Source organism: Streptococcus sp. NLN64, assembly GCF_015831295.1.
Taxonomy (GTDB): Bacteria; Bacillota; Bacilli; order Lactobacillales; family Streptococcaceae; genus Streptococcus.
In genome coordinates this window covers 1-21,538 of the sequence record NZ_JADXDQ010000033.1, presented here as the reverse complement: position 1 = coordinate 21,538, position 21,538 = coordinate 1, and the positions used below count along the sequence as shown (strand labels likewise).

The following is a 21,538-nucleotide window of genomic DNA, read 5'->3' as shown; positions in this document are numbered from 1 at the left end:
AAAGGGGAAATCCTTTTTTGTCTAGTCGAATGTTTCACCCAATGGGTGAAAAGCAGAACCTTCCAGAAACCCTGTGATCAATACGGTTTCTGGAAGGTTTTTAAGTTAGGTATGAATAATTGGGGTTAGAATTAGATATCAACTCCCACAAATGGAAAAATAGCCACACGCTATCGATGAAGGCTACCCCTTCTTCAGCTTCGGTGATGCCATGTTTATTCATTGAAATTAAAAAAACTCTATACCCTAAGATGGGGCATAGAGTTTTTTTAGAGACCTAAAGAGTAGAACTAGTTAATTTTCATGCAAAGAAGAGAGAGGGGGCTTCAAGAAATATATTCACGTTTTACAGAGTTTAACTTCTGTAGATGGATCATAATGAAAATTAGTGATACAATGCCTGCATAGAAAACCAGCAAACCAGCTTTTCTGATGTTATTTATTTCTGCAAGCAATTTCTAAAGAACAGACTCACTTCTTCTAAATTAAAAACTTACATAAAGAAACATTTATCAAACATCCGTCCAGGTCGGACGTTTGAAAGGCGACTGAAAAATCAATCAGTAATTAGCTTCACCTATAGAGAGTATCAAAACTTTTAAAAAGGGCTTAAAAACCTTCATTTGGCATACACAAAAAAGATCACTTTAGAAAGTCAGATATCATTTTGAACTCCAAAGTGGTCTAATTTTAGATTCTAGGTCTTAACTTAATGACATTGTCAATTTTCTAATGATTTTTCTTTATCATAGGAGGTTTCATATTCCCTGACTATGATAGAAGGAATGGTCATTTCATTGCCCATTACAGTTTCATATGTATAAAGACCTTTGTTATAACCGTATATTGTTACTGTGTCATTTTCGGCGACTACTTTACTATAAACATCATTATCAATCTCAGCCCAAATAATTTTATTATAATCACCTTCCACAGCAACTCGTAATACAGTATATGAATTTGTACTTTGAACCTGAGCGACTTTACCAGTTACTTTTATTTTTTTGTCTATTTCTAAATCATCATGATTCCATGCATCAAAATTAACCTCTTCAAATTGACTTGGGAAAAATGCTCCATAATTCTCAAATGCAACATCAGAATTTAATCCAGCCGATGAATAATTGAGTGAAGAGACGACTAATGTCACAAGACTAACAATTAGAATAATTGCTGTATTTCGTCTATATTTTTTTAGACCTAACTTATTAAACAAACTTAATATTAAGACAATAATGGTAACTACAAAGCTAAAAAAAGATACTAAAATTACTAAATCTATAACTCTCACCATATTTGTTCTCCATTACTTTGAATAAACCAATAATTGACCATTTTTAGTAAATCATACTCAGGGCAGCAATTAAGAACACTAATTCAACAGCGCCCAAACCGACTAAAAAGTATCCAAATGTTTTGTCATGTTTATTTATCAATAATATTCCCATAACAAGCGCTAATGGGACAAATACGATTCCTAAAAAGAAATTACCTAAAAGCAATGAGATTGAACCAATAATACGAAACATTTGAACTTGTGTATCAAGACCTAAGCCATCCTTACTATTCTCATCTGAAATAGTTTTTGGCGTACCACCTTTCAATCGGTTTATGTAATATTTATCATTATCAGTGTACACTTCTACTTCCTCACCTAATTCAGGCAGAAAATCAAAATATTCTCTTGTGATCTCTAAAATCGAACCATCTGGTTTCCCAAGAACGATCGTTGTTCCTTTGTCCCTCACCACTTTGTAAGTGTTCATAAAATCTCCTACCTACTTTACTAATTTTTTAGTCTGATTCAAAAATTGATTTTACTTTTTCAAGTGTGAACTCATAAAAAATATTGGTTATATCAATACTTTTGTATCCATAGAGTTTTTATGAGATAAGTAGGTATGTGTCAACATGCCTACTTATCTGCTATAACGTAGTGTAGCAGCATTTTATGATATTTTTTGTTTTAAGTGATTTTATTGGATTCTATTTCTTTTTTCATAATCAACATTCCTTAATTTCATTCAATAACTTCATGGTTCAGATAATATTTTCCTTCCAAAACTCCATCTGTGATTTCACGTGGCACCCCATGACTGCCAGAGATCATGACATCAGCAACACTAAGACCTTTTCCACCCTCTTTCCATCCACCTTCCAATTGATGGGCTGTTAGCGCACCCCCTATAAAAATTATCAGGAAATTTAGACAAATCGGCCACCTTGATTTCTTTCTATCTAAATCCGAACAGAGGAACAAATAGGTCGTCAATTAGACTTTTACTTCGTGGATACGGAAATCATTAAAAAGCATTCTTAATCTACTCAAATGGATCAAGGATAGTGAACAAACTAATCTATTCCTGTAAAGTTTAGCATTTAATTTCACTATCCGGTGGGTACTTCTCTAACCTATTCTTCTTATACCTAAATACTAAAAAAGAGACTGGAACAGACATCTTTATGCCTGTCTCAGACTCTTTTTTCTTCTTTGTCGTTATTTTGCAGCTGCGTAGAGCTCTGATACTTTATTCCAGTTAACCACATTCCAGAAGGCTTTGATGTAGTCTGGGCGAAGGTTACGATAGCTTACATAATAAGCGTGCTCCCATACGTCCAAGCCTAAAAGTGGTTCTTGACCATTGGATACTGGGTTGTCTTGGTTAGGTGTAGAGACAACTTCCAATTTTCCTTCAGCGTTGAGCACCAACCAAGCCCAGCCTGAACCAAAGCGGGTTGCTGCTGCAGCGGCGAAGGCTTCTTTGAAGGCATCCATGGAACCAAAGGTTGCTTCAATGGCTGCTGCTAAATCCGCAGATGGAGCTGTAGCTTCTGGTGTCATCATTTCCCAGAAAAGGGAGTGATTGACATGACCACCACCGTTATTGATGACAGCCTGACGAATATCAGCAGGGATAGACTCAACATCTTTCAAGAGATCTAGAATATCTGCTGTCACTTCAGGGTGTTTTTCCAAGGCAGCGTTTAGATTGTTAACGTAAGCTTGGTGGTGCTTATCATGGTGCAAGTGCATGGTTTCTTCATCAATATGTGGTGCTAAAGCATCGTATGCATATGGTAATTCAGGTACTGTATAGGTCATACTCAATTTTACCTCTTTCTTTTTTCCTTAGTTCCATCATACTTCAAAAACGCTGTTATTTCAATTTTCCTGCTCGAGACCTTGCACCATCTCAATCATCAACAGATCCATCAAATAGGCCTTGTCATACAATCCCGTTTTCATATCATAATCCGTTTGAATCATTTTTTCATAGATCTTGCGTAGATAGCTGGTTGGGAGTGCTTGGCTATCTCTTTGGGCAAATCGAACTCGGTAAGGATTGTAACTAATCCCCGTCAATTTTTTCAATTCAGCCACCAGGTTGGCTTCAGTAGAGGGACTGAGGAACCGCACATAGAGAAAGAGGCGAAAATGGCTGAGTAATAGCGCAAGGATTTGGATATCATCTTTGCCCTGGAGCCGTAAATCCGCCATTAAAGACCTGGCTGCCTCCAACTTCCCCTGTAAAAGAAGACTAGAGAGATCAAAAAGATTGTCCTGTAAGGTTTTGGGGAGTAGCTGTCGCAGTTCTTCAACCGTCAAAGTAGCTAGATTGCCGTAGTCTTCCAGAAAGGCTAAGTTTTGACGAAGCAGGCTAACATTCAACATAGACTTCTCCAGCAAGACATCCTGTAAATCTGCCCCTAGCTTCCAACCTCGATTTCTTAACTCTTCCTGTAAAAAGGAACGAAAATCCTTCTCTTTGAGCTCTTTGGTTTCTAATAATAGGGCTTGGCGTTTGAGCAATTTAACCAAACGACGTTTTCCATCCAGCTTGCCTTCCGCAAAAATAAGAACCTTGGTATCAGCACTTGGATTCTGCACATAATCTTCAAAACGCTTGAGATCCTCATCTGACAAATAACGCTTCCGCCCCGTCGTCAAATCCAGAAAAGAATCCAAGACTACCCACTTATTTTCTGCAAAAAAAGGCAGACTTTCCAACTCTTCCTGAACCTGTACATAAGGAGTTTCCCGCATATCCAAGCGGCTCATACTTAAATCAGCTGGATCAAAGCCAATTTTACGGAGTACTTCTTCCTTTAGTAAAGAAAACTGCCCCACATCTTCTCCAGCAACAACAGTTAAAGCTGGAAAATCCCCTGCTGTCATTTTTTCTACTTGTCGAATCGCTGTCATGCTTCCCCCTTTTCTTCTATTCTAGCAAAAATTCCTGTTTCAGCCTATTTGAAATTTTTTAAAAAAACCTTGTGAAAAACTTTACAAACAATCTCGAATGCGCTATAATAATAAATGTGAAATACTTAACAAAGATTAGGAGAGTAGTATGACTGAAAAAACTATCACAAAAGAAGAAAAAGAACAACTAGCTCAAACTCATGTCGATGACTTGGTTTCTAAGGGATTGATTGCCCTTGAGGAAATGCGTAAGCTCAATCAAGAAGAGGTTGATTATATTGTGGCTAAAGCCTCTGTTGCAGCTTTAGACGCACATGGCACTTTGGCCATGCATGCCTACGAAGAAACAGGTCGCGGTGTTTTTGAAGACAAGGCAACTAAAAATCTTTTTGCTTGCGAGCACGTGGTTAACAACATGCGCCATACTAAAACCGTCGGAGTTATCGAAGAAGACGACGTTACTGGTCTTACCTTAATTGCTGAACCAGTTGGGGTTATCTGCGGAATCACACCGACCACGAACCCAACTTCAACAGCAATTTTCAAATCATTGATTTCTTTGAAGACTCGGAATCCAATCATCTTTGCCTTCCACCCTTCCGCACAAGAATCATCTGCACATGCAGCTCGTATCGTTCGAGATGCCGCTATCGCAGCGGGTGCTCCTGAAAACTGTATTCAATGGATTGAACAACCATCCATGGAAGCAACTGCAGCCCTTATGAACCATGCCGGAATTGCTACGATTCTAGCAACTGGTGGAAATGCCATGGTACGTGCTGCCTACTCTTGTGGAAAACCAGCCTTAGGAGTTGGTGCTGGAAATGTGCCAGCCTACGTTGAAAAAACTGCAAATATTCGCCAAGCCGCACACGACATCGTTATGTCTAAATCTTTCGATAATGGAATGGTCTGTGCATCCGAACAAGCAGTGATCATTGACAAAGAAATTTATGAAGAGTTTAGTGACGAATTCAAATCCTACCACACCTATTTTGTAAACAAAAAAGAAAAAGCTCTTCTCGAAGAATTCTGCTTCGGAGCTAAAGCAAATGGGAAGAACTGTGCCCTTGCCAAATTGAATCCGAATATCGTTGGGAAACCAGCGGCTTGGATTGCTGAACAAGCTGGCTTCTCCGTTCCAGAAGGCACCAATATCTTAGCTGCTGAAGTCTCACAAGTCGGTCCAAAAGAACCCTTGACTCGCGAAAAACTTTCTCCAGTTATTGCTGTTTTAAAAGCAGATTCTCGTGAAGATGGCCTAGACAAAGCTCGTCAAATGGTGGAATTCGATGGACTTGGACACTCCGCTGCCATCCATACCGAAGATGCTGAACTTGCCAAGGACTTTGGTAACTTGGTTAAAGCTATTCGGGTTATCTGGAACTCACCATCCACCTTCGGCGGTATTGGAGATGTATACAATTCCTTCCTACCATCTCTCACTCTTGGATGCGGTTCTTATGGACGTAACTCAATTGGTGACAACGTAAGTGCTATCAATCTCTTAAACATCAAAAAAGTAGGAAGACGTAGAAATAATATGCAATGGTTTAAAGTTCCCTCCAAAACATACTTTGAACGCGACTCCATCCAATATCTCCAAAAATGCCGTGATGTAGAACGCGTTATGATTGTAACAGATCCTTCAATGGTAGAATTAGGATTCCTCGATCGTATACTTGAACAACTCCATCTCCGTCGGAACAAAATTGTTTACCAAATTTTTGCCGATATTGAACCAGATCCAGACATCACAACCGTCTACAAGGGAACCGAGATGATGCGGACTTTCAACCCTGATACCATCATTGCACTTGGGGGGGGATCCGCAATGGATGCTGCCAAGGTCATGTGGCTCTTTTATGAGCAACCAGAAGTTGATTTCCATGACTTGATTCAAAAATTTATGGACATCCGCAAACGGGCCTTCAAGTTTCCTGAGCTTGGCAAGAAAACAAAATTCATTGCTATCCCAACTACTTCTGGTACCGGTTCTGAGGTTACTCCATTTGCTGTTATCTCAGACAAAGCCAATAACCGTAAATACCCAATTGCAGACTACTCACTCACACCAACTGTCGCCATCGTTGACCCAGCCTTGGTTATGACTGTTCCAGCTCACGTCACTGCCGACACCGGTATGGATGTTCTAACCCATGCAACCGAAGCCTATGTTTCAACTGTTGCCAATGACTATACAGATGGATTAGCCCTTCAAGCCATTCGATTGGTCTTTGAAAACTTGGAAAATTCTGTGAAGAATGCCGACTTTGTTTCTCGTGAAAAAATGCATAATGCTTCAACCATGGCGGGAATGGCTTTTGCCAACGCATTCCTCGGTATCTCTCACTCCATCGCTCATAAATTGGGAGCTCAGTTCCACACTGTTCACGGACGAACCAACGCAATCCTCTTGCCATACGTGATTCGCTACAACGGTACACGTCCCGCCAAAACAGCAACCTGGCCAAAATACAACTACTACAAGGCTGATGAAAAATACCAAGACATCGCCCGCATGCTTGGTCTACCATGTTCTACTCCAGAAGAAGCTGTCGCAGCTTATGCACAGGCTGTTTATGACCTCGGTGAACGCGTTGGTATTGAGATGAACCTCAAAGCACAGGGAGTCGACGAGCAAGAACTCAAAAAACACTCTCGTGATCTTGCCCTACTAGCTTACGAAGATCAATGTACCCCAGCCAACCCACGCCTGGCTCTTGTAGAGCATATGCAAGAAATTATCGAAGACGCTTACTACGGCTATAAAGAACGCCCAGGACGCATCAAATAATACTCATTAAATTTCAAATTCTGACGTTGTCAAGTCTCTTCGGTGAACTTATTGATTGCGTGCTTTGCACGCCTTATCGATAATATTCAACAGGTCTCCCAGACCTGTTGAACAACCTTCATCGGCTTTCCTAGTCATCTCTTTGAAATTTCTCGAGTATGCTGATTTCGTATATAGTCTAATATAAAACTGATAAACAGACCGGCATCAGCCGGTCTGTTTTCATCTTCTTATATATACAAAAATATCCTCCAAAACCTTTAATTTGGAGGATTATCCATATTTAGTCTAGATTGTTAATGCCATTCATCAGAAAGCCCTGACATGATTAGATTTTAAATGTATCACTAAATCCAATTCTCTTTCTGAGCTATAATCAGAGCATCCGTTCGGTTGTTAGCTCCAAGTTTTGTCATCAAACTCGTCACATAGTTTCGAACGGTACCATTAGAGAGATAGAGTTCCTGAGCTATCTCTTGATTGGACAAGCCACGAGCTATCCCTTTTAAAACTTGAATTTCACGAGGACTGAGAGGATTGGTCGAATGCGTCATTTCTTCCATCAACTCTGGAGAATACTCCTTTTGCCCTTGTAAAACCTTGCGGATCGTCACCATTAGGTCTGAAATCGAACGTTCTTTTAGCACATAGGCATCCACCTCTGCTGTCAAAGCCCTTTTGAAATAACCAGTTCTCCGAAAAGTCGTTACAATAATCACGCGCACCTCTTGATGTTCACGAATCCATTCTAAAACTTCCAATCCCGTTACATAAGGCATTTCAATATCTAAAATAGCAACATCTACTTCTTTTTGCAGGAGTAAATCAATGGCTTCCCGACCATCCTTGGCAGCATATACCTGTTCAACTTCATCTTCTAAAAGCAATAACTGACACAGGGCATCCCGCAACATAGATTGGTCTTCTGCTACTAATAATTTCATGGTTACTCCTTTCTAAAAGGTAGACTCAGACGGACTAGGGTTGGACGACTGGGTGATTCGATGGTCACTTGGCCATGAATCAATGACAAGCGATTGCGCAAAGAGACAAGTTCCGTAGTCGTCTGATTCAAAAAGCCCTTGCCATCATCTTCCATTTCGACTAACATCTGATCTCCTAAGTTTTTAAATCGTAAACAAGCATGGTCAGCCTCCGCATGTTTAATGACATTATTGGCTAACTCCCTTACCATCATGGTGAGATTGGATTGGAGAACTGGTGATAAATTCGACACCTCCAATTCTTTTTGGACTTGTAAATCGATCCCTGCCATTTCAAACACTTCTTGCAATTGCAGTAGTTCTTCTTCCAAACTCCGATACTTCAATTGATTGACAATGTTCCTGACATCCATCATACTCTTTCGACTCGTAGCCTGCAAATCCTCTAATTCTTGTTGGACCGCCGACAAATTCCCTTTTTCCAATTGCTTTAACCCCAACTCTGCTTTTATGGCCATAGTCGCAAAAACATGCCCCAAACTATCATGAAGATCTTGCCCAATGCGATTTCGTTCGTTTTCCCCAATAAGAAGGTTAATGGAGGCATTCTGTTCCTGCAACTGCTTTTCCATTTTTTCTTTTGCCATTTCCTGACGACCACCATAAAACATAAACAAAGCAAAAGAATGAAGAACAAACATAAAGACCACAGTCTCCCAAGTAAAAGGCCCTAGAATAGCCCACCCTAAACAAATAGCTAGAGCCAAGATATAGGAAATAGTTCGAAAAGTCCAACGATCTTCCGTATAATGCCAGGATAATAAATTTGAGAGATTAAAGAGAAACAAAGAAAACTGTAAGTTTCTTTCTAAGGACATATACAGAATATAGACCAGCATATAAAACCAAGCGACTTTTTCATACAAGGGATTTCGAGTATAAAGCAAGGAAATATAGAAGGCACCAAACAAAAGAGACGATCCAACTATAACAGGAAAATCTACATCGCCCCATGCATATGCAATGGGAAAAATGAGAAAAATAAGCCCAATAAAATACATCGGATTGACTTTTCGCTTTTCAAACATCCTAATTCCCCTCTTTCTTCTGTTTACTATATTGTACTATAGCTAGGAAGATAAAGGTATAGATCGCAACAAATGCTAAAGATTTCCAGTTCAAACGGGAATTTTCTACGAAACTAAGAACAGCTTGATTGACATGATAGCCTGGGGTATATTTGCAAATTCTCTGAACCCATTCTGGAAACACCGAAATTGGCATCCAAGATCCTCCCAAAATAGCTAGGATGAAAAAGCATATATTGGCCACCACGGACATGGATTGTTCTGATGGTAAGAAACCTATTAAAAGTCCAATTGCTAAATAAACAATTGACGTTAGTATTAGCAAGAAAGCCGCACCTCCCCATTCCCAAGGAGACATCGAAACACCCCGTACCAAAGCTCCCACTGAGAACACTAATAGAATGGACACCAAGTAGGTTAGAAAAACCCGATAGATTTTAGACAGGTAATAACGAGAGCTTGAAATCGGTGAATAGCGAAGAAAATCTGTCCAGTGATTTTTTCGATCCTCATGTAGCATCAAAGGAAAAGTAAACAAGGCAAAACTAGACATGGAAAACGAGGTCATTGTCAACATGTAGTTTCGAACGAAAACTGCTTGAACCTTGGGATCTCCGAAATCAATAGTTGAGGAGAAAATTAGAAAGAAAATGAGTGGCATACCAACACCTAGTGCAAAAATCCACATACTACGCACCTGTTTCAAGCTTTCAATTTTTAATAAGGCTTTCATCGCTTCTCCTCCTTGGTTTGCTCAAATAAAATATCTAACAAACTCTTATTCTGAATTTGAACATCTGTAATGCTACAACCTTGGGCTGATAGCTCCTCCCAGACTTCCTCAATATTTTGAGTCTTAAAGTTCACATTCTCTCCCTTATCCTCTACTTCATAGTAGAGATGAGGAGATAGAGTACTCATCCAATTTCTTGCTAAGGTTACAACCTTGACCTGCTCTTCACTTCTCATCAATTCTGGTTTTGTGTCCCGCAACAGTTTTCCCTGATGAATCAAAAGAATCCGATCCGCAGTATGCTCCACCTCTTCAATATAATGACTCGAATAAAAAATGGTCAGCCCCTGAGCCTTTAACTCCTCCACAATTTCCCAGAAACGCTTCCGAGTACTGGTATCCATACCCGCAGTCGGCTCATCCAAGAACAAGACCTTGGGTTTTCCAACCAAACAAAGCACAAAAGCCAGAAGTCGTCGTTGTCCACCCGATAATTTTTGAGTTAATAAATTTTTTTGCTCTTGGGAAAACTGTAAAAGTCTATCCAGCTCCTCATCATTGAGAGAATCTGGAAAAATATCTTGAAAGAAAGCCAATAACTCTTTAACCTTCAAATCTACAGGAATCACATTCTCTTGCCCTAAAACAGCCAAGTTCCCCTTATTCTCTTTAGCCCAAGGAGCTTTTTCATTGACCCTCACTAACCCGGTACTTGCCTTCCACTTTCCAGTCAAACAATTCATCAAACTTGTTTTACCAGCACCATTAGGACCGATGACGGCTACACTCTCTCCAGCAGCAATATCAAAAGATATGGTGTCGACTATTCGCTTCCCCTTTATTTCCTTGACTAACTTTTCAACATGAATCATATCATTTCCTCCTAATCTAGCTCTAGTCTACTCCTTACTGATTATCAGAACTAGCACTGAATGTCATGACTTTTTATGACATTTGTCAGGTAAATAGTATCTCCACAGATATAGTCTTTTAGTTTACTTTTAGTACAAGGCAGCGAGTCGTAGACAGTACTGAAGTACGGCAAGACGAGCTAACACAGTAATAAAAGATAAACTAAAAGAGTATAAAACACCAAACTAAAAAAAACACCTCTATATAAGAGATGTCATTTGATTTATTTCAAAAATAGGGCTGCCCAATTCTGCCTTGAGCTTAGAATTCGAGCCACACAGACTCTGTATCCTTCAATATAATAAAAGACTAAGTAATTTTCGATAGGCATATATCGATAGCGTTTGCCGTCGTCCGTCAATTCCCCATAACCTCGACTAGAGACAAGAGGACAGACCTCAGGAAAGGTTTCTAGTGTTTCCAGTGCTCTCAAAATCAAAGCAGTCTTACTATCTGCTGCTTGTTGACTATAAAAGTTATTAAGGATGTAGTCTCGTATTTCACGCAGATCAGACTTAGCCTGATCTGAAAGAAAAACATCATAGACATTTTGGTTACTCAAGTCCAAATTCCTTTCTCACTTCCGTTAAAGGAGTCACCTTACCATCCATGATTTCCCGGTGACCACGTAAGACTTCTCTTTTTAAGTCTTGAAAAGCAACAACATAGGATGAATCTTCGAGATCACTAGTTACAAACACTTTGGGATCTACGGCTCCAGTAGCAACTTTCCTTAGTGTTGCGTTTAGGATATCTGATACTGTAAGTCCTTCCTTCTTTAAGGTATCTTTTGTTTGTTGGTAATAAGCTGTATCAGCTCTAAAATTAACGGGTTGAGTGTTTGCCATATTTCCCTCCATGTTATAAATACAATTTGTAAATACATACTAACAAAATGTTCCCGCTTTATCAATCATTTCTCATTTCAAAGATTTTAGAATGACCACTAGATTTACTCCAGTAATTAAAGGCCACCTACCTCCACGAGTATTCATACCGACTTAACTTCAAAATCAGAATACTCGAATAACTTTGAAAAAATGACGAGGAAAGGCCACGATGGTAGTTCAACAGGTCTGGGAGACCTGTTGAATATTTGCGATAAGGCGTGCAAGGCACGCAATCAATAGGTTCACCGATGAGCCTTGACAATGTTAGATTTTGAAATTAAAAGAGTATCACTCTTCCTCTAGTTTGCGGACGGTTTCTACTTTCCAATTCCACCAGCCATAAAGTCGGATGGCGCCTTCTTGGTCGGTTCGATGCCAAGGGATGTCCCGTTCTCTTAGTCGCTCCAGGGTTTCTTCATGAGGGTGGTGGTAGCGATTGTCTTTACCGGCTGAAATCAGGGCTAGGCTGGGATGGAGGTAATCCAAGAAATCGGGTGTTGAGGAGCCTTTACTACCGTGATGGCCCAGTTTCAGAACGTCTATCGTTAAGTCTGGATAGTAGTTCATGAGAACGTCCTCTCCTTCTTTTTCCAAATCTCCGGTAAAAAGGAAACGAGTTTGGTAAAACTGACCATATAGAACAAGGGAATCGTTGTTATCCCCTTGCCCTTCCTCCAAAGGATAGAGGGCTTGAAGCTGTCTATCAAAAATAGGCCAAGTCTGACCGGGTTCAACTAGATGGATCTGAGCTTGGGTGGCCTCTAACGTGTCTAAAAAACCTGCCTTGTGAAGACTTCCAGGACTAACATAGATATGAGAAATAGGGATAGCTTTGTCCACGGCCAAAAGGTCACCGACATGGTCGGCGTCCGGATGGGTGAGGAAAACCTGTTCTAAATGGTTGATTCCTCTGGATTTGAGATACGGAATCAAGCTATACTCGGCATTGGCTTTGGTATCCTGTTTGGGCTTAGGTCCAAAACTGACCTTGCCTCCAACATCAATAAGGGCATGTCGTCCTTGCCAATCTCTAAGAAAAATACTGTCCCCTTGACCAATATTGACCAGAGTTATTTCGTTAACCAAGGGAAATTTGGTCAGGAGTAACCCTGTTAAAAAGAGGGAAAAGCAAAAACGAACTCGTCTTTTATGGGAACGAAAATCCCACATAAAGGCCAGACAGAGACATAAGCCAAGAAAGACTGGCAATGACGGTTGACCAAATATGATGGGGCCAGGTAAATAGGATTGGGCCATTTGCAAGCACCAGTCCAAACCTTGTAAAAGACTGTTGACCTCTTCCCCTTTTGTCAAAGGAACTAAGAAGAGTAAAGTCAAGAAAAGGGGGAGAAGAATACAGTCAAAAAGAAGAGACAATAAAAAGGTCAAAAGAATCCCAACGGGCTGGTATTCACTAAAAAAGAGACAAAGAACGGGCAAACTTGCAAGGGCGAGAATGGGAGCCTGCTTCCGACCAGTCGCTAGGCATCTATCTTGAGCCAGAACTTGCAAAACAAGGGCAAAGCTCAAGGACAAGATGGCTCCCATATCTCGAAAATAGTGCGGGGCTAGTCCGGCCAGCAGTAAGATCAGTACCCAGAATTGTTGCATCCCTCGCAAACCTACTAGAGCTAATTGCTGATGAACCAAGGCTCGCAAAACGGATGGACTCCAACCAGTCAGACCAGCATATATGAAGGAAAAGACCCATTGGAGCCGATTGAGACTTTCCTTGGTCAGCCCCAAGCGAGCAAACACTCGTCGATAAAGTTTGGTGAAGAAAGCAACCTGCATGCCTGAAAGAGCAAAAAGGTGAAAAATTCCCAACTGGCGATAAACTTGTCCACGGTCTTCAAAACTCGCTGGCAGATAGCCCAGTAATAAGCCCGTCATGTAAGAGGCCAATTCTTCTGGATAGGTGGATTGAATCCAGCCGATACAAGCGGCCCTCCAAATGGATAGCTTGTCGATAGGATTCCATGTCTCCTGCCAGGTCACTTGTTCGATTTTGGTAATCTTCAAAGTGTGGTAAATCCCTTGGTTTGCTAAATAAGCCCGATAATCAAAACCTCCGAAATTCTCCTGCTCACGCGCTTCTCCCAGTTCTCCTTCAATCACAAGTGATGGCAAACTAGTGCCCTTTTGCAAAAAACGAAGATCTTCTCCTTCCTTTAATCGGTAGGTAAAGCGATAGGAATGCCCCTCCCATTGTGCGACCCCCTTGAGACTCTCCTCCTCGTAAATCAAACTATCTGGTTTAACAAAAACCTGACGAGGAGCCTCCAGCTCCATTGCCGCTTTGTCCTGACTGAGCTTCAGGCGCAACTGCCAAGTAACGCCTAAGATCAGTAACATCAGAGTCAGCATCAAAAAGACCTCCCTCCCTTGATTCCAGTAAAGGAAGCACATTGACAGTAGCCAGAAAATAATCAGCAAAGGATGGAGAGTGGCCCAAGTAAAATAGGATAAAACTGTCAGAAAAGCGACATGAGAAAGCGACAGTTTCTGGATTACACTCTGAACAAACTGTTTCATCACAGTCCCTCTCCTCTAATCCACTTGGACATGATCCTTGATTTTTTCCAAGGTCTTCTCCCCAATTCCTGATACTTTTTTCAAGTCGTCAATGGATTGAAAACCTCCGTTTTGGTCCCGAAAAGCTAAGATATCTTCTGCGCGTTTCTTGCCAATTCCAGGGATTTTTTGCAGATCTTCTGCACTAGCCTGATTGAGAGCTATTTTTCCAGAGTCAGACGAACCAACTGCTTTCACCCCTACCGGTGCTGCCGACGCGATGGTAGGAACCTCACCTTCTCGAGGGACATAGACGACCGCTTCATCCTTGAGTAATTGAGCCAGGTTGAGTCCATTCGGGTCGGCCTCAGAAGTTAGGCCGCCTGCTTTTTGAATAGCTGTTTGGGCTCTGGCTGGGCTGGACAGTTCATAGACACCAGGATTGTGTACCGCCCCCTTAACATCCACCGTGATTTTTCCAGTCTCAGATTTTACTGGCTGCTCCTGCGTATTTTGAAGCGTCTGACTTGTTTTGGACACCGCCACGACAGGTGCTTGCACCTGAGGCTGGGATGTCACTTGTTTATAGATGAAAAAAGCCACTACTCCTAGGACCAGGAGCAGTGGCAAAGCGTTTTGGCGAATCAGTTCTTTCCAATTGTGCATAGGCGTTCCTCCTACTTTTTTATTCGGAGAAAAAAAGAAAAAACTATTTCACATCAATAGTTGGTTGATAGACAAAAGAGGCAATCCAGCTAAAGAGGACGGTCAAAAGAATCAAGACCAACACAAAGAGTAAAACCACAAGACGGATAGGCAGAATCAACCAAGTCAAGAGGCTGCGCCCCTGCGGCTGGATTTCCGCTTCCAGTTGATCGAAGGAAGCCTGGAGACGCGTGGAAACTTCTGCTAGTCCCTCACTATTGAGGCGCTTGATGTCGCTCATATCGATACTATCACCAATTCGAATGGTAACCGGTTGGCCCTTCAAAAGCCCTCCAATGGTTGTTGGACCTTGGTAAAAGGCTGGTACAATAGGAACTTTAGCAGTCTTAGCAATAACAGCTACACCTCCCTTGAGTTCAGAAGAGTGACGGGTTCCAGATGGGAACAGCATCAGCGAAAAATCACTTTTTCGCAACATCCGCACAGGGTACTTCAAAACTTCTTGACCTGGATTTTCCCGATCCACCGGAAAGGCCCCACACATCCGAATCCACCAACCAAGAATACGGTTTTTAAAGAGTTCTTGCTTGGCCATAATAATAAAGCGCTTAGGCCGAGCCGCAAAAGCTAGGTAAACAGGATCCCAGAGCGTCTTATGGGGCGCTGCTAGAACGTAGTTGGTCTCAGGGGCAGGTAGTTTATCAAGATTTTCATAACGAGTGGGGCCATTTACAGCCCATAACAAAAGGGCGACCAGACTTCTCAGATAAGTATAAAACATATTCTCTCCTTTTTTGACATTATACCCCAAGCTTTTTCAGCACGCAAATAGTATTTTTAAAACAAATCTGATAAGATAAGAGATATGGATAAGAAAGAACAATTGATTGGGCTAACACAAGCCCAGGTTGACGAGCGCCTTGCACGCAATGAGGTCAACCAATTTAACGCCGATGCTTCGACCAGCACCTGGGACATTGTGAAGCGAAATGTCTTCACCCTGTTTAATGCCCTCAACTTTGCGATTGCGGTCGCCCTGATGTTGGTTCAGGCCTGGTCCAACCTAGTCTTTTTCGCGGTTATCTGCTTTAACGCCTTTTCCGGAATTGTGACCGAACTTCGGGCCAAGCACATGATTGATAAACTAAACTTGCTCAACAAGGAGCAAGTGCAGGTTTACCGTGACGGCCAATTAATCGCAGTAGATTCTGAAGAACTCGTGCTAGACGACGTGATTCTACTAGCCGCTGGTGAGCAAGTTCCTAGTGACGCTCAGGTGATCTCGGGAATGGCTGAAGCCAATGAAGCCATGCTGACGGGTGAAAGCGATCTTGTTCCTAAGAATATCGATGATGAGTTGCTTTCCGGCTCCTTCCTTGCATCCGGTCAGGTTCAAGCACAGATTGTTCGGGTCGGTGCCGACAACTATGCTGCCAAGTTGATGACCGAAGCCAAAGTAGTTAAACCCATCAACTCTAAGATACTCTCCGAATTGAACAAAATCGCCAATTTTACCGGAAAAATCATTATCCCCTTCGGTTTGATTCTCTTCTTTGAAGCCTTTGTCATGAAAATGCTTCCGTTAAAAGATTCAGTGGTTAATACCTCCACAGCTCTCTTAGGTATGCTGCCAAAAGGGATTGCCCTCTTGACCATCACCTCCCTGCTAACAGCTGTTATCAAGCTGGGAATGCGTAAGGTTTTGGTTCAGGAAATGTACTCTGTGGAAACCCTAGCCCGAGTGGATACCCTGTGTTTAGACAAAACAGGAACCATTACGGAGGGGAAAATGACCGTTGAAGATTTAGAAGTCCTTTCCACAGATTTATCCAAGGAAACCATCTTGGAAAACTTGGCGCACTACATGAGCCATTCCGAGGATAAAAATCCAACAGCGCGTGCCATCCGCAACTTTGTTTCACAATCAGAGACGGAAGCAGTCTTGGCAGCTGTTATCCCTTTCTCCAGTGATCGAAAATGGGGAGCCATCCAATTTGAACAGAAAGGCAGTTTCTACCTCGGAGCAACAGACTTCTTAGTAAATGGAACTACCGACTTTATTCAAGCTGCTCAAGAACGAGGTTCTCGTGTCCTAGCCTTCGCATGGAGCCCAGACCCTATCAACTTGGAACACCCTTCTCTGCCAGATAACCTCGAGACTTTGACGATTTTAGAAATCTCCGATCCGGTTCGTGAAGGTGCTGCAGAAACGCTGGAATACCTTCGTTCTCAAAACGTTGACCTCAAAATCATTTCTGGGGACAACCCTGTCACTGTTTCGAATGTTGCTGCTAAGGCTGGTTTCCACAACTACGATCAATACTTAGACTGCTCTAAAGTCACAGATGAAGAATTAGAAGCGGCAGTTCCTACTACAGCAATCTTTGGACGAGTTTCCCCTCACCAAAAACGCTTGATTATCCAAACCCTTAAGACAGCAGGACACACCACTGCCATGACTGGAGATGGCGTAAATGATATTCTTGCCCTTCGCGAAGCTGACGTGTCCATTGTGATGGCAGAAGGGGATCCGGCAACTCGACAAATTGCCAATTTAGTACTTTTGAACTCTGACTTTAACGATGTACCTGAGATCCTCTTTGAAGGTCGGCGGGTTGTGAATAATATCGGTAAGATTGCACCAATCTTCTTTATTAAAACAATCTACTCCTTCATTTTAAGTATCATCTGTATGGCCACTGTCCTCTTCTTCCGGGCAGATTGGATCATGATTTTCCCATTTATCCCAATCCAAATTACCTTGGTCGATCAATTCGTCGAAGGGTTCCCACCATTTGTTTTGACTTTCGAACGCAACATCAAACCAGTAGAGCCTCGCTTCCTCAAGAAGTCCATGTTCCTAGCTCTTCCAAACGCCTTGATGATTATTGTATCAGTGCTCTTTAGTCAAATTTATGGAAGTATTGCCGGTTGGTCAAGTATGGAAATCGGCACTCTCTCCTACTACTTACTCGGAACCATTTCATTCCTAGCCGTTATCCGGGCCTGCCTCCCACTCAACCTATGGCGCGTGGGCTTGATACTCTGGTCAGTAGGAGGATTCTTCCTCTCCGCCTACTTCCTCAAAGGACTCTTGCATATCGGCACTCTCACAGCCAATACTTGGCCAGTCTACCTAGTGCTTGCAGCAATCTTTACCCTAATCTTCATTCTCTTCTCCAAGCGCTATTATCCCAAAGAGATGATGGCAACAGCCTAGATGAAGAGCCTAAACTTCAAGCTGAGACCTTTGTCTCAGCTTTTTTAACTGTAGCAAAAACTTGAAAAGCTTGGTTGAATTTGCTAGGATAACGGTAGCAAATGAAACAAGGAGTCCATTATGTCAAAATACAAACTACCAGAAATCTGGGAAAACCCTGCCGCAATGGGTGGAGCCTGGGGCGGCCTTAATCAGCCAACAGCTGGAAGTCGTTTTGAACAAACATTGCCACGAGGTGACAAACCTTTCCAACTCTACTCCCTTTCAACTCCAAACGGAATCAAACCACTGATTATGTTTGAAGAGTTACGAGAACTTGGAGTCACTGCAGCAGATTATGATGCTTTTCGTATTAAAATTGGAGACGGGGATCAATTCGGTTCCGACTTTGTAGCCATCAACCCCAACTCTAAAATTCCAGCGCTTCTAGATCTCTCTGGTGACAAGCCAGTTCGGATTTTCGAGTCCGCAAATATCCTCCTTTACCTAGCTGAAAAATTCAATCACTTCCTCCCAAGTGACCCTGCAGAACGCAATGAAGTTCTCAACTGGCTCTTCTGGCAAACAGGGGCTGCTCCCTTCCTGGGAGGAGGATTTGGTCATTTCTTCCACTACGCTCCTGAAAAGATTGAATACGCCATTAATCGTTTTGCCATGGAAGCGAAACGCCAGCTAGACCTTCTAGACAAGGAGCTCGCAACGAAACCCTATATTGCCGGCGATACTTACACCATTGCGGATATGGCCATCTGGTCCTGGTACGGTCGTCTCGCCCAAGACAAGATTTGGGATAAAGCCGGCATCTTCCTTAATGTCCAAGAGTACAAGAATCTCCAAGCTTGGACTGACAAAATCGCCCAGCGTCCAGCCGTTCAACGAGCATTGGAAGTTGAGTATCAGGAAATTTAGACTGACTGAACTATAAAAAAAGTGAACCCGAGACTCCTAACTAGGAGAGACAAACTAGGGTTCACTTTTTCATTAATACTCTTTGAAAAACAAATTTAACCATTGTCAGTTTCGCCTTGCCGTACCCTAGTACTGTCTGCGGCTCACTTCCTAGTTTAATTTTTGATTTTCATTGAGTATAAACTAGTTTTAGCTACATTAAAAATGTGTAGAGATGATGTTGGAGAGAACTGAAATCAGGAACATGAATCCAAATCCAATCAACCAACGAATGAAGACTTTCTGATCCTTTCTTCTTTTCTCATCATACTTGTAAAAATAGTTTTCTAACTTCAAATCCCAACTCTGATCCAATTGCCCAATCACAGTGAGTGTTTGTTCTTGGAATTGCTCAAAGCGCTTTTCCAAATGATTGAAGCGGCCATCAATTTGTATAAAACGATTGTCAATTTTTATCAAATGATCTTCAATTTGTTCAAAGCGCCTGTCTATTTGTTCAAAGCGCTTATCCACCTGTTCAAATCGTTTATCCACTTGTTCAAAACGCTTATCCACTTGTTCAAAACGCTTATCCACTTGTTCAAAGCGCCTATCTATTTCTTCCTCCAAATGTTGGAAGCGTAATTTCACATTTTCAAATCCATGGTGCATATCCGATTCGATTTTATCCAGTTTTAAATCGACTTCAGATTTTGAATAGCCATCTTGTAGGGTCATACTCCACAATCTCCTTTTCTTGTTTGGATGAACGTCGTTTTCAATTTCTTGAAATTATCTGTATTGACGTCAGGTATTTTTTCAGCATTTGTCATCTTGACCTCCTTTTTTCGATCTCCAGACTCCAGGTAGACCAGAGAGCGTTCATAAACGCTATAAAAAGTCGGATAGTTCAAGAAATCATTGCCGATAAGGATGAATAAGACCTCTACTTTACTTCCAAGATTATTCTACACCTATTGTCAGAAATTTTCAAAGAAAAATAGAATTAAAAAGTCCAGTCAATAAAGAAAAACCTTATCTGTGACAAAACTAGTCCTTCCTTTTATCATTTAAGATAGGACAGCATTTCTCAGAGCTGTCCTTATTTTTGAGCAAACTCAATCGCAGGCCTCCATATCTATTCATATCCCCCCTAAAACGCTGACTTTTAGGCATTTGTGGCACTTTCACCTATTCATATCTATCCATATCCATACCCTCAAGGGTGCGCAAATTTTGGCGCAAAAAAAAGCCCTGTAACGGGCACTAACATTTTACGGGTTCAGTAGGCAAGAATTGGCGTGGCGATCAGCTACGCTTTTTTTATTGCCTAAATCAAGTATAACACAATCATTTTAGGGTCAAAACTAACAAAATCCAACCTGTTTTTGAGTCTTTTCGGCTAAGTGAGTCCCAGCAATCCAATTCAACCAAATCCCAGCAAACACGCGCCCCGACTGTGTTTATAGAAACACGGTCATTTTATAATACTTTGGAAAATCAGGGGGGGAGGGGGGTCGTACGCGAGAAAATGCAAATATCTCCGTAATCGACCCCACCACCGGTGGCGAAACAAAATTTAAACTCAAATTTTTTCAGGGTGGGGGTATTCTCGTGCTTCCTTCGAGCTTCGTTCTGTTACCTACTGCGTTCTACTGCGACCGTATGACCTAATCCTTTTCCTGCTCGATTCATCCACCTTCTACAATCCCCCTCATTCGTCCTGTGTGGCGTTCTAGTGTCCTATGGGATAATCTTACCAGCTAACGGCTAACACTTCAAAATGGCATGGTCTCGTTCGTCTAAATTGATTCTGTGGCGCGTGAGTTGGCAACGTGATACCATTGTTCACCATATCCTAACAAGCGTACTTGAAACTACTCTTGTCAGTTCTATAACCTCACCCGCCCAGCAACTCAGCCAACTCCTCAATGGCTCTAGTCCTAGCCCGTTGGATGGTGGCCTTGCTGACCCGTAAAGTCCTAGCTACTTCGTCCCAGCTATGGCCGTTGATGTAGAACAATCTCATAACCATATTATCCAGCGGATCAGTCAGCAACTCAAAAGCTTCCCTCAATTCCCAAGATTCATCCAAGCACGCGCCATACTCGTTTCTTAATTCGTCCAACCTGTCAATGGTATTGATGGTTCTATCCTCGGCGGTGTTCCTGTTGCTTTTGCCTTTGGGTTGATTCTCAAACTGCTGGGAAGCTATGGGGTTACTTTCCAAGTATTCGATTTCCCTTTTGATTTCTTGCAACCGTTCAGGGATTTTCTTGAGTCTGTTCAATCGTTTCTTAATATCAGTCATAGCAATATTCTACCACCCTCTGAGCCATAGGGCTTGGGCTTTATCCATGTACTTATGGAACTTCCTCCAGCGATTCAGATAGTCAGGCCATCTCATCCACTTGGGACGATTTGGAAAATCGCCATAACTTACATAGCCCCTTGGTGGTCTAAAATTCGGCTCTAGCTTTCTGATTTCCTTCAGCGCCATATCCCACCAATATTGGCAATCTGTTTTAGTCCTGTTCCGAGTCTGTTTATAGATTCCTTGACACTCACCGCAAGCCATTGATCCGACAACCCCATACAGTACCCGTCTACGTGTATCGCAATCGGGGCAAATAAAATACCATTGCTTACCACCATAGTTGGCTGGTCTTGACTCCAGGGGTA

General features: G+C 41.9%; 19 protein-coding genes and 1 pseudogene. 3 read left to right on the top strand and 17 right to left on the bottom strand.

Annotated elements, in window-relative coordinates; translation table 11 throughout:
• Nucleotides 1-721 precede the first annotated feature (721 nt).
• From I2503_RS06095 to holA, 5 genes and pseudogenes are all read right to left on the bottom strand, one after another.
• Nucleotides 722-1,294, bottom strand: a complete 573-nt coding sequence (locus tag I2503_RS06095) for a hypothetical protein (protein ID WP_196967348.1) — start codon at nucleotides 1,292-1,294, stop codon at nucleotides 722-724.
• 43 nt (nucleotides 1,295-1,337) lie between these two features.
• Nucleotides 1,338-1,766, bottom strand: coding sequence for a hypothetical protein (locus tag I2503_RS06090; protein ID WP_196967347.1), 429 nt, complete (start codon nucleotides 1,764-1,766; stop codon nucleotides 1,338-1,340).
• A 257-nt stretch (nucleotides 1,767-2,023) separates the two neighbouring features.
• Nucleotides 2,024-2,213: pseudogene (locus I2503_RS09640) on the bottom strand (family 1 glycosylhydrolase); the annotation flags it as partial.
• 284 nt (nucleotides 2,214-2,497) lie between these two features.
• Nucleotides 2,498-3,103 (bottom strand): superoxide dismutase, encoded by a 606-nt coding sequence (locus I2503_RS06085; RefSeq protein ID WP_196967346.1) that lies wholly within the window; start codon nucleotides 3,101-3,103, stop codon nucleotides 2,498-2,500.
• Nucleotides 3,104-3,163: 60 nt separating this feature from the next.
• Nucleotides 3,164-4,204, bottom strand: a complete 1,041-nt coding sequence (holA, locus tag I2503_RS06080; protein ID WP_196967345.1) for a DNA polymerase III subunit delta — start codon at nucleotides 4,202-4,204, stop codon at nucleotides 3,164-3,166.
• 148 nt (nucleotides 4,205-4,352) lie between these two features.
• On the opposite strand from holA, the gene adhE reads away from it, so the two are divergent.
• The gene (gene adhE / locus I2503_RS06075; RefSeq protein WP_196967344.1) at nucleotides 4,353-7,001 is read left to right on the top strand and encodes a bifunctional acetaldehyde-CoA/alcohol dehydrogenase; all 2,649 of its coding nucleotides are present in this window, start codon (nucleotides 4,353-4,355) and stop codon (nucleotides 6,999-7,001) included.
• 347 nt (nucleotides 7,002-7,348) lie between these two features.
• Here adhE and I2503_RS06070 read toward each other — a convergent pair whose 3' ends face one another.
• The 9 genes from I2503_RS06070 to I2503_RS06030 all read right to left on the bottom strand — a co-directional run bounded on the left by I2503_RS06070 (nucleotide 7,349) and on the right by I2503_RS06030 (nucleotide 15,529).
• Nucleotides 7,349-7,945 carry a response regulator transcription factor gene (locus I2503_RS06070; RefSeq protein WP_196967343.1) on the bottom strand — a complete coding sequence of 199 codons (597 nt, stop codon included), beginning with the start codon at nucleotides 7,943-7,945 and terminating at the stop codon, nucleotides 7,349-7,351.
• Between the two features lie 2 nt (nucleotides 7,946-7,947).
• Nucleotides 7,948-9,033 (bottom strand): histidine kinase, encoded by a 1,086-nt coding sequence (locus I2503_RS06065; RefSeq protein WP_196090924.1) that lies wholly within the window; start codon nucleotides 9,031-9,033, stop codon nucleotides 7,948-7,950.
• A 1-nt stretch (nucleotide 9,034) separates the two neighbouring features.
• Nucleotides 9,035-9,766: an ABC transporter permease gene (locus I2503_RS06060; protein ID WP_196090923.1), complete on the bottom strand. Its 732-nt coding sequence runs from the start codon at nucleotides 9,764-9,766 to the stop codon at nucleotides 9,035-9,037.
• A complete protein-coding gene (locus tag I2503_RS06055) occupies nucleotides 9,763-10,638 on the bottom strand; it encodes an ABC transporter ATP-binding protein (RefSeq protein WP_196090922.1) in 876 nt (291 codons plus the stop codon). The genes I2503_RS06060 and I2503_RS06055 overlap by 4 nt, the downstream gene beginning before the upstream one ends.
• A gap of 263 nt (nucleotides 10,639-10,901) precedes the next feature.
• Nucleotides 10,902-11,240, bottom strand: a complete 339-nt coding sequence (locus tag I2503_RS06050; RefSeq protein ID WP_196090921.1) for a type II toxin-antitoxin system RelE/ParE family toxin — start codon at nucleotides 11,238-11,240, stop codon at nucleotides 10,902-10,904.
• Complete coding sequence (locus I2503_RS06045) at nucleotides 11,233-11,526, bottom strand: antitoxin (protein ID WP_196967342.1); 294 nt, start codon at nucleotides 11,524-11,526, stop codon at nucleotides 11,233-11,235. The genes I2503_RS06050 and I2503_RS06045 overlap by 8 nt, the downstream gene beginning before the upstream one ends.
• Before the next feature lie 330 nt (nucleotides 11,527-11,856).
• Nucleotides 11,857-14,103 (bottom strand): DNA internalization-related competence protein ComEC/Rec2, encoded by a 2,247-nt coding sequence (locus tag I2503_RS06040; RefSeq protein WP_196967341.1) that lies wholly within the window; start codon nucleotides 14,101-14,103, stop codon nucleotides 11,857-11,859.
• A 15-nt stretch (nucleotides 14,104-14,118) separates the two neighbouring features.
• A complete protein-coding gene (locus tag I2503_RS06035; protein WP_196967340.1) occupies nucleotides 14,119-14,748 on the bottom strand; it encodes a helix-hairpin-helix domain-containing protein in 630 nt (209 codons plus the stop codon).
• A 43-nt stretch (nucleotides 14,749-14,791) separates the two neighbouring features.
• Nucleotides 14,792-15,529: a 1-acyl-sn-glycerol-3-phosphate acyltransferase gene (locus I2503_RS06030; protein WP_196967339.1), complete on the bottom strand. Its 738-nt coding sequence runs from the start codon at nucleotides 15,527-15,529 to the stop codon at nucleotides 14,792-14,794.
• An 84-nt stretch (nucleotides 15,530-15,613) separates the two neighbouring features.
• Here I2503_RS06030 and I2503_RS06025 point away from each other — a divergent pair, with 84 nt between their 5' ends.
• Together I2503_RS06025 and yghU are read left to right on the top strand one after the other, a co-directional pair.
• On the top strand, nucleotides 15,614-17,968 hold the full coding sequence (locus I2503_RS06025; RefSeq protein WP_196967338.1) for an HAD-IC family P-type ATPase: 2,355 nt from the start codon (nucleotides 15,614-15,616) through the stop codon (nucleotides 17,966-17,968).
• Between the two features lie 120 nt (nucleotides 17,969-18,088).
• A complete protein-coding gene (yghU, locus tag I2503_RS06020; protein ID WP_196090915.1) occupies nucleotides 18,089-18,877 on the top strand; it encodes a glutathione-dependent disulfide-bond oxidoreductase in 789 nt (262 codons plus the stop codon).
• A 198-nt stretch (nucleotides 18,878-19,075) separates the two neighbouring features.
• On the opposite strand, the gene I2503_RS06015 is transcribed toward yghU, so the two are convergent.
• From I2503_RS06015 to I2503_RS09510, 3 genes are all read right to left on the bottom strand, one after another.
• Nucleotides 19,076-19,594, bottom strand: a complete 519-nt coding sequence (locus tag I2503_RS06015) for a hypothetical protein (protein ID WP_196967337.1) — start codon at nucleotides 19,592-19,594, stop codon at nucleotides 19,076-19,078.
• A 1,162-nt stretch (nucleotides 19,595-20,756) separates the two neighbouring features.
• A complete protein-coding gene (locus tag I2503_RS06010; RefSeq protein ID WP_196967336.1) occupies nucleotides 20,757-21,167 on the bottom strand; it encodes a DUF1492 domain-containing protein in 411 nt (136 codons plus the stop codon).
• A 179-nt stretch (nucleotides 21,168-21,346) separates the two neighbouring features.
• Nucleotides 21,347-21,538: hypothetical protein (locus tag I2503_RS09510; RefSeq protein WP_210766809.1), on the bottom strand; the 192-nt coding region annotated here is incomplete at its 5' end.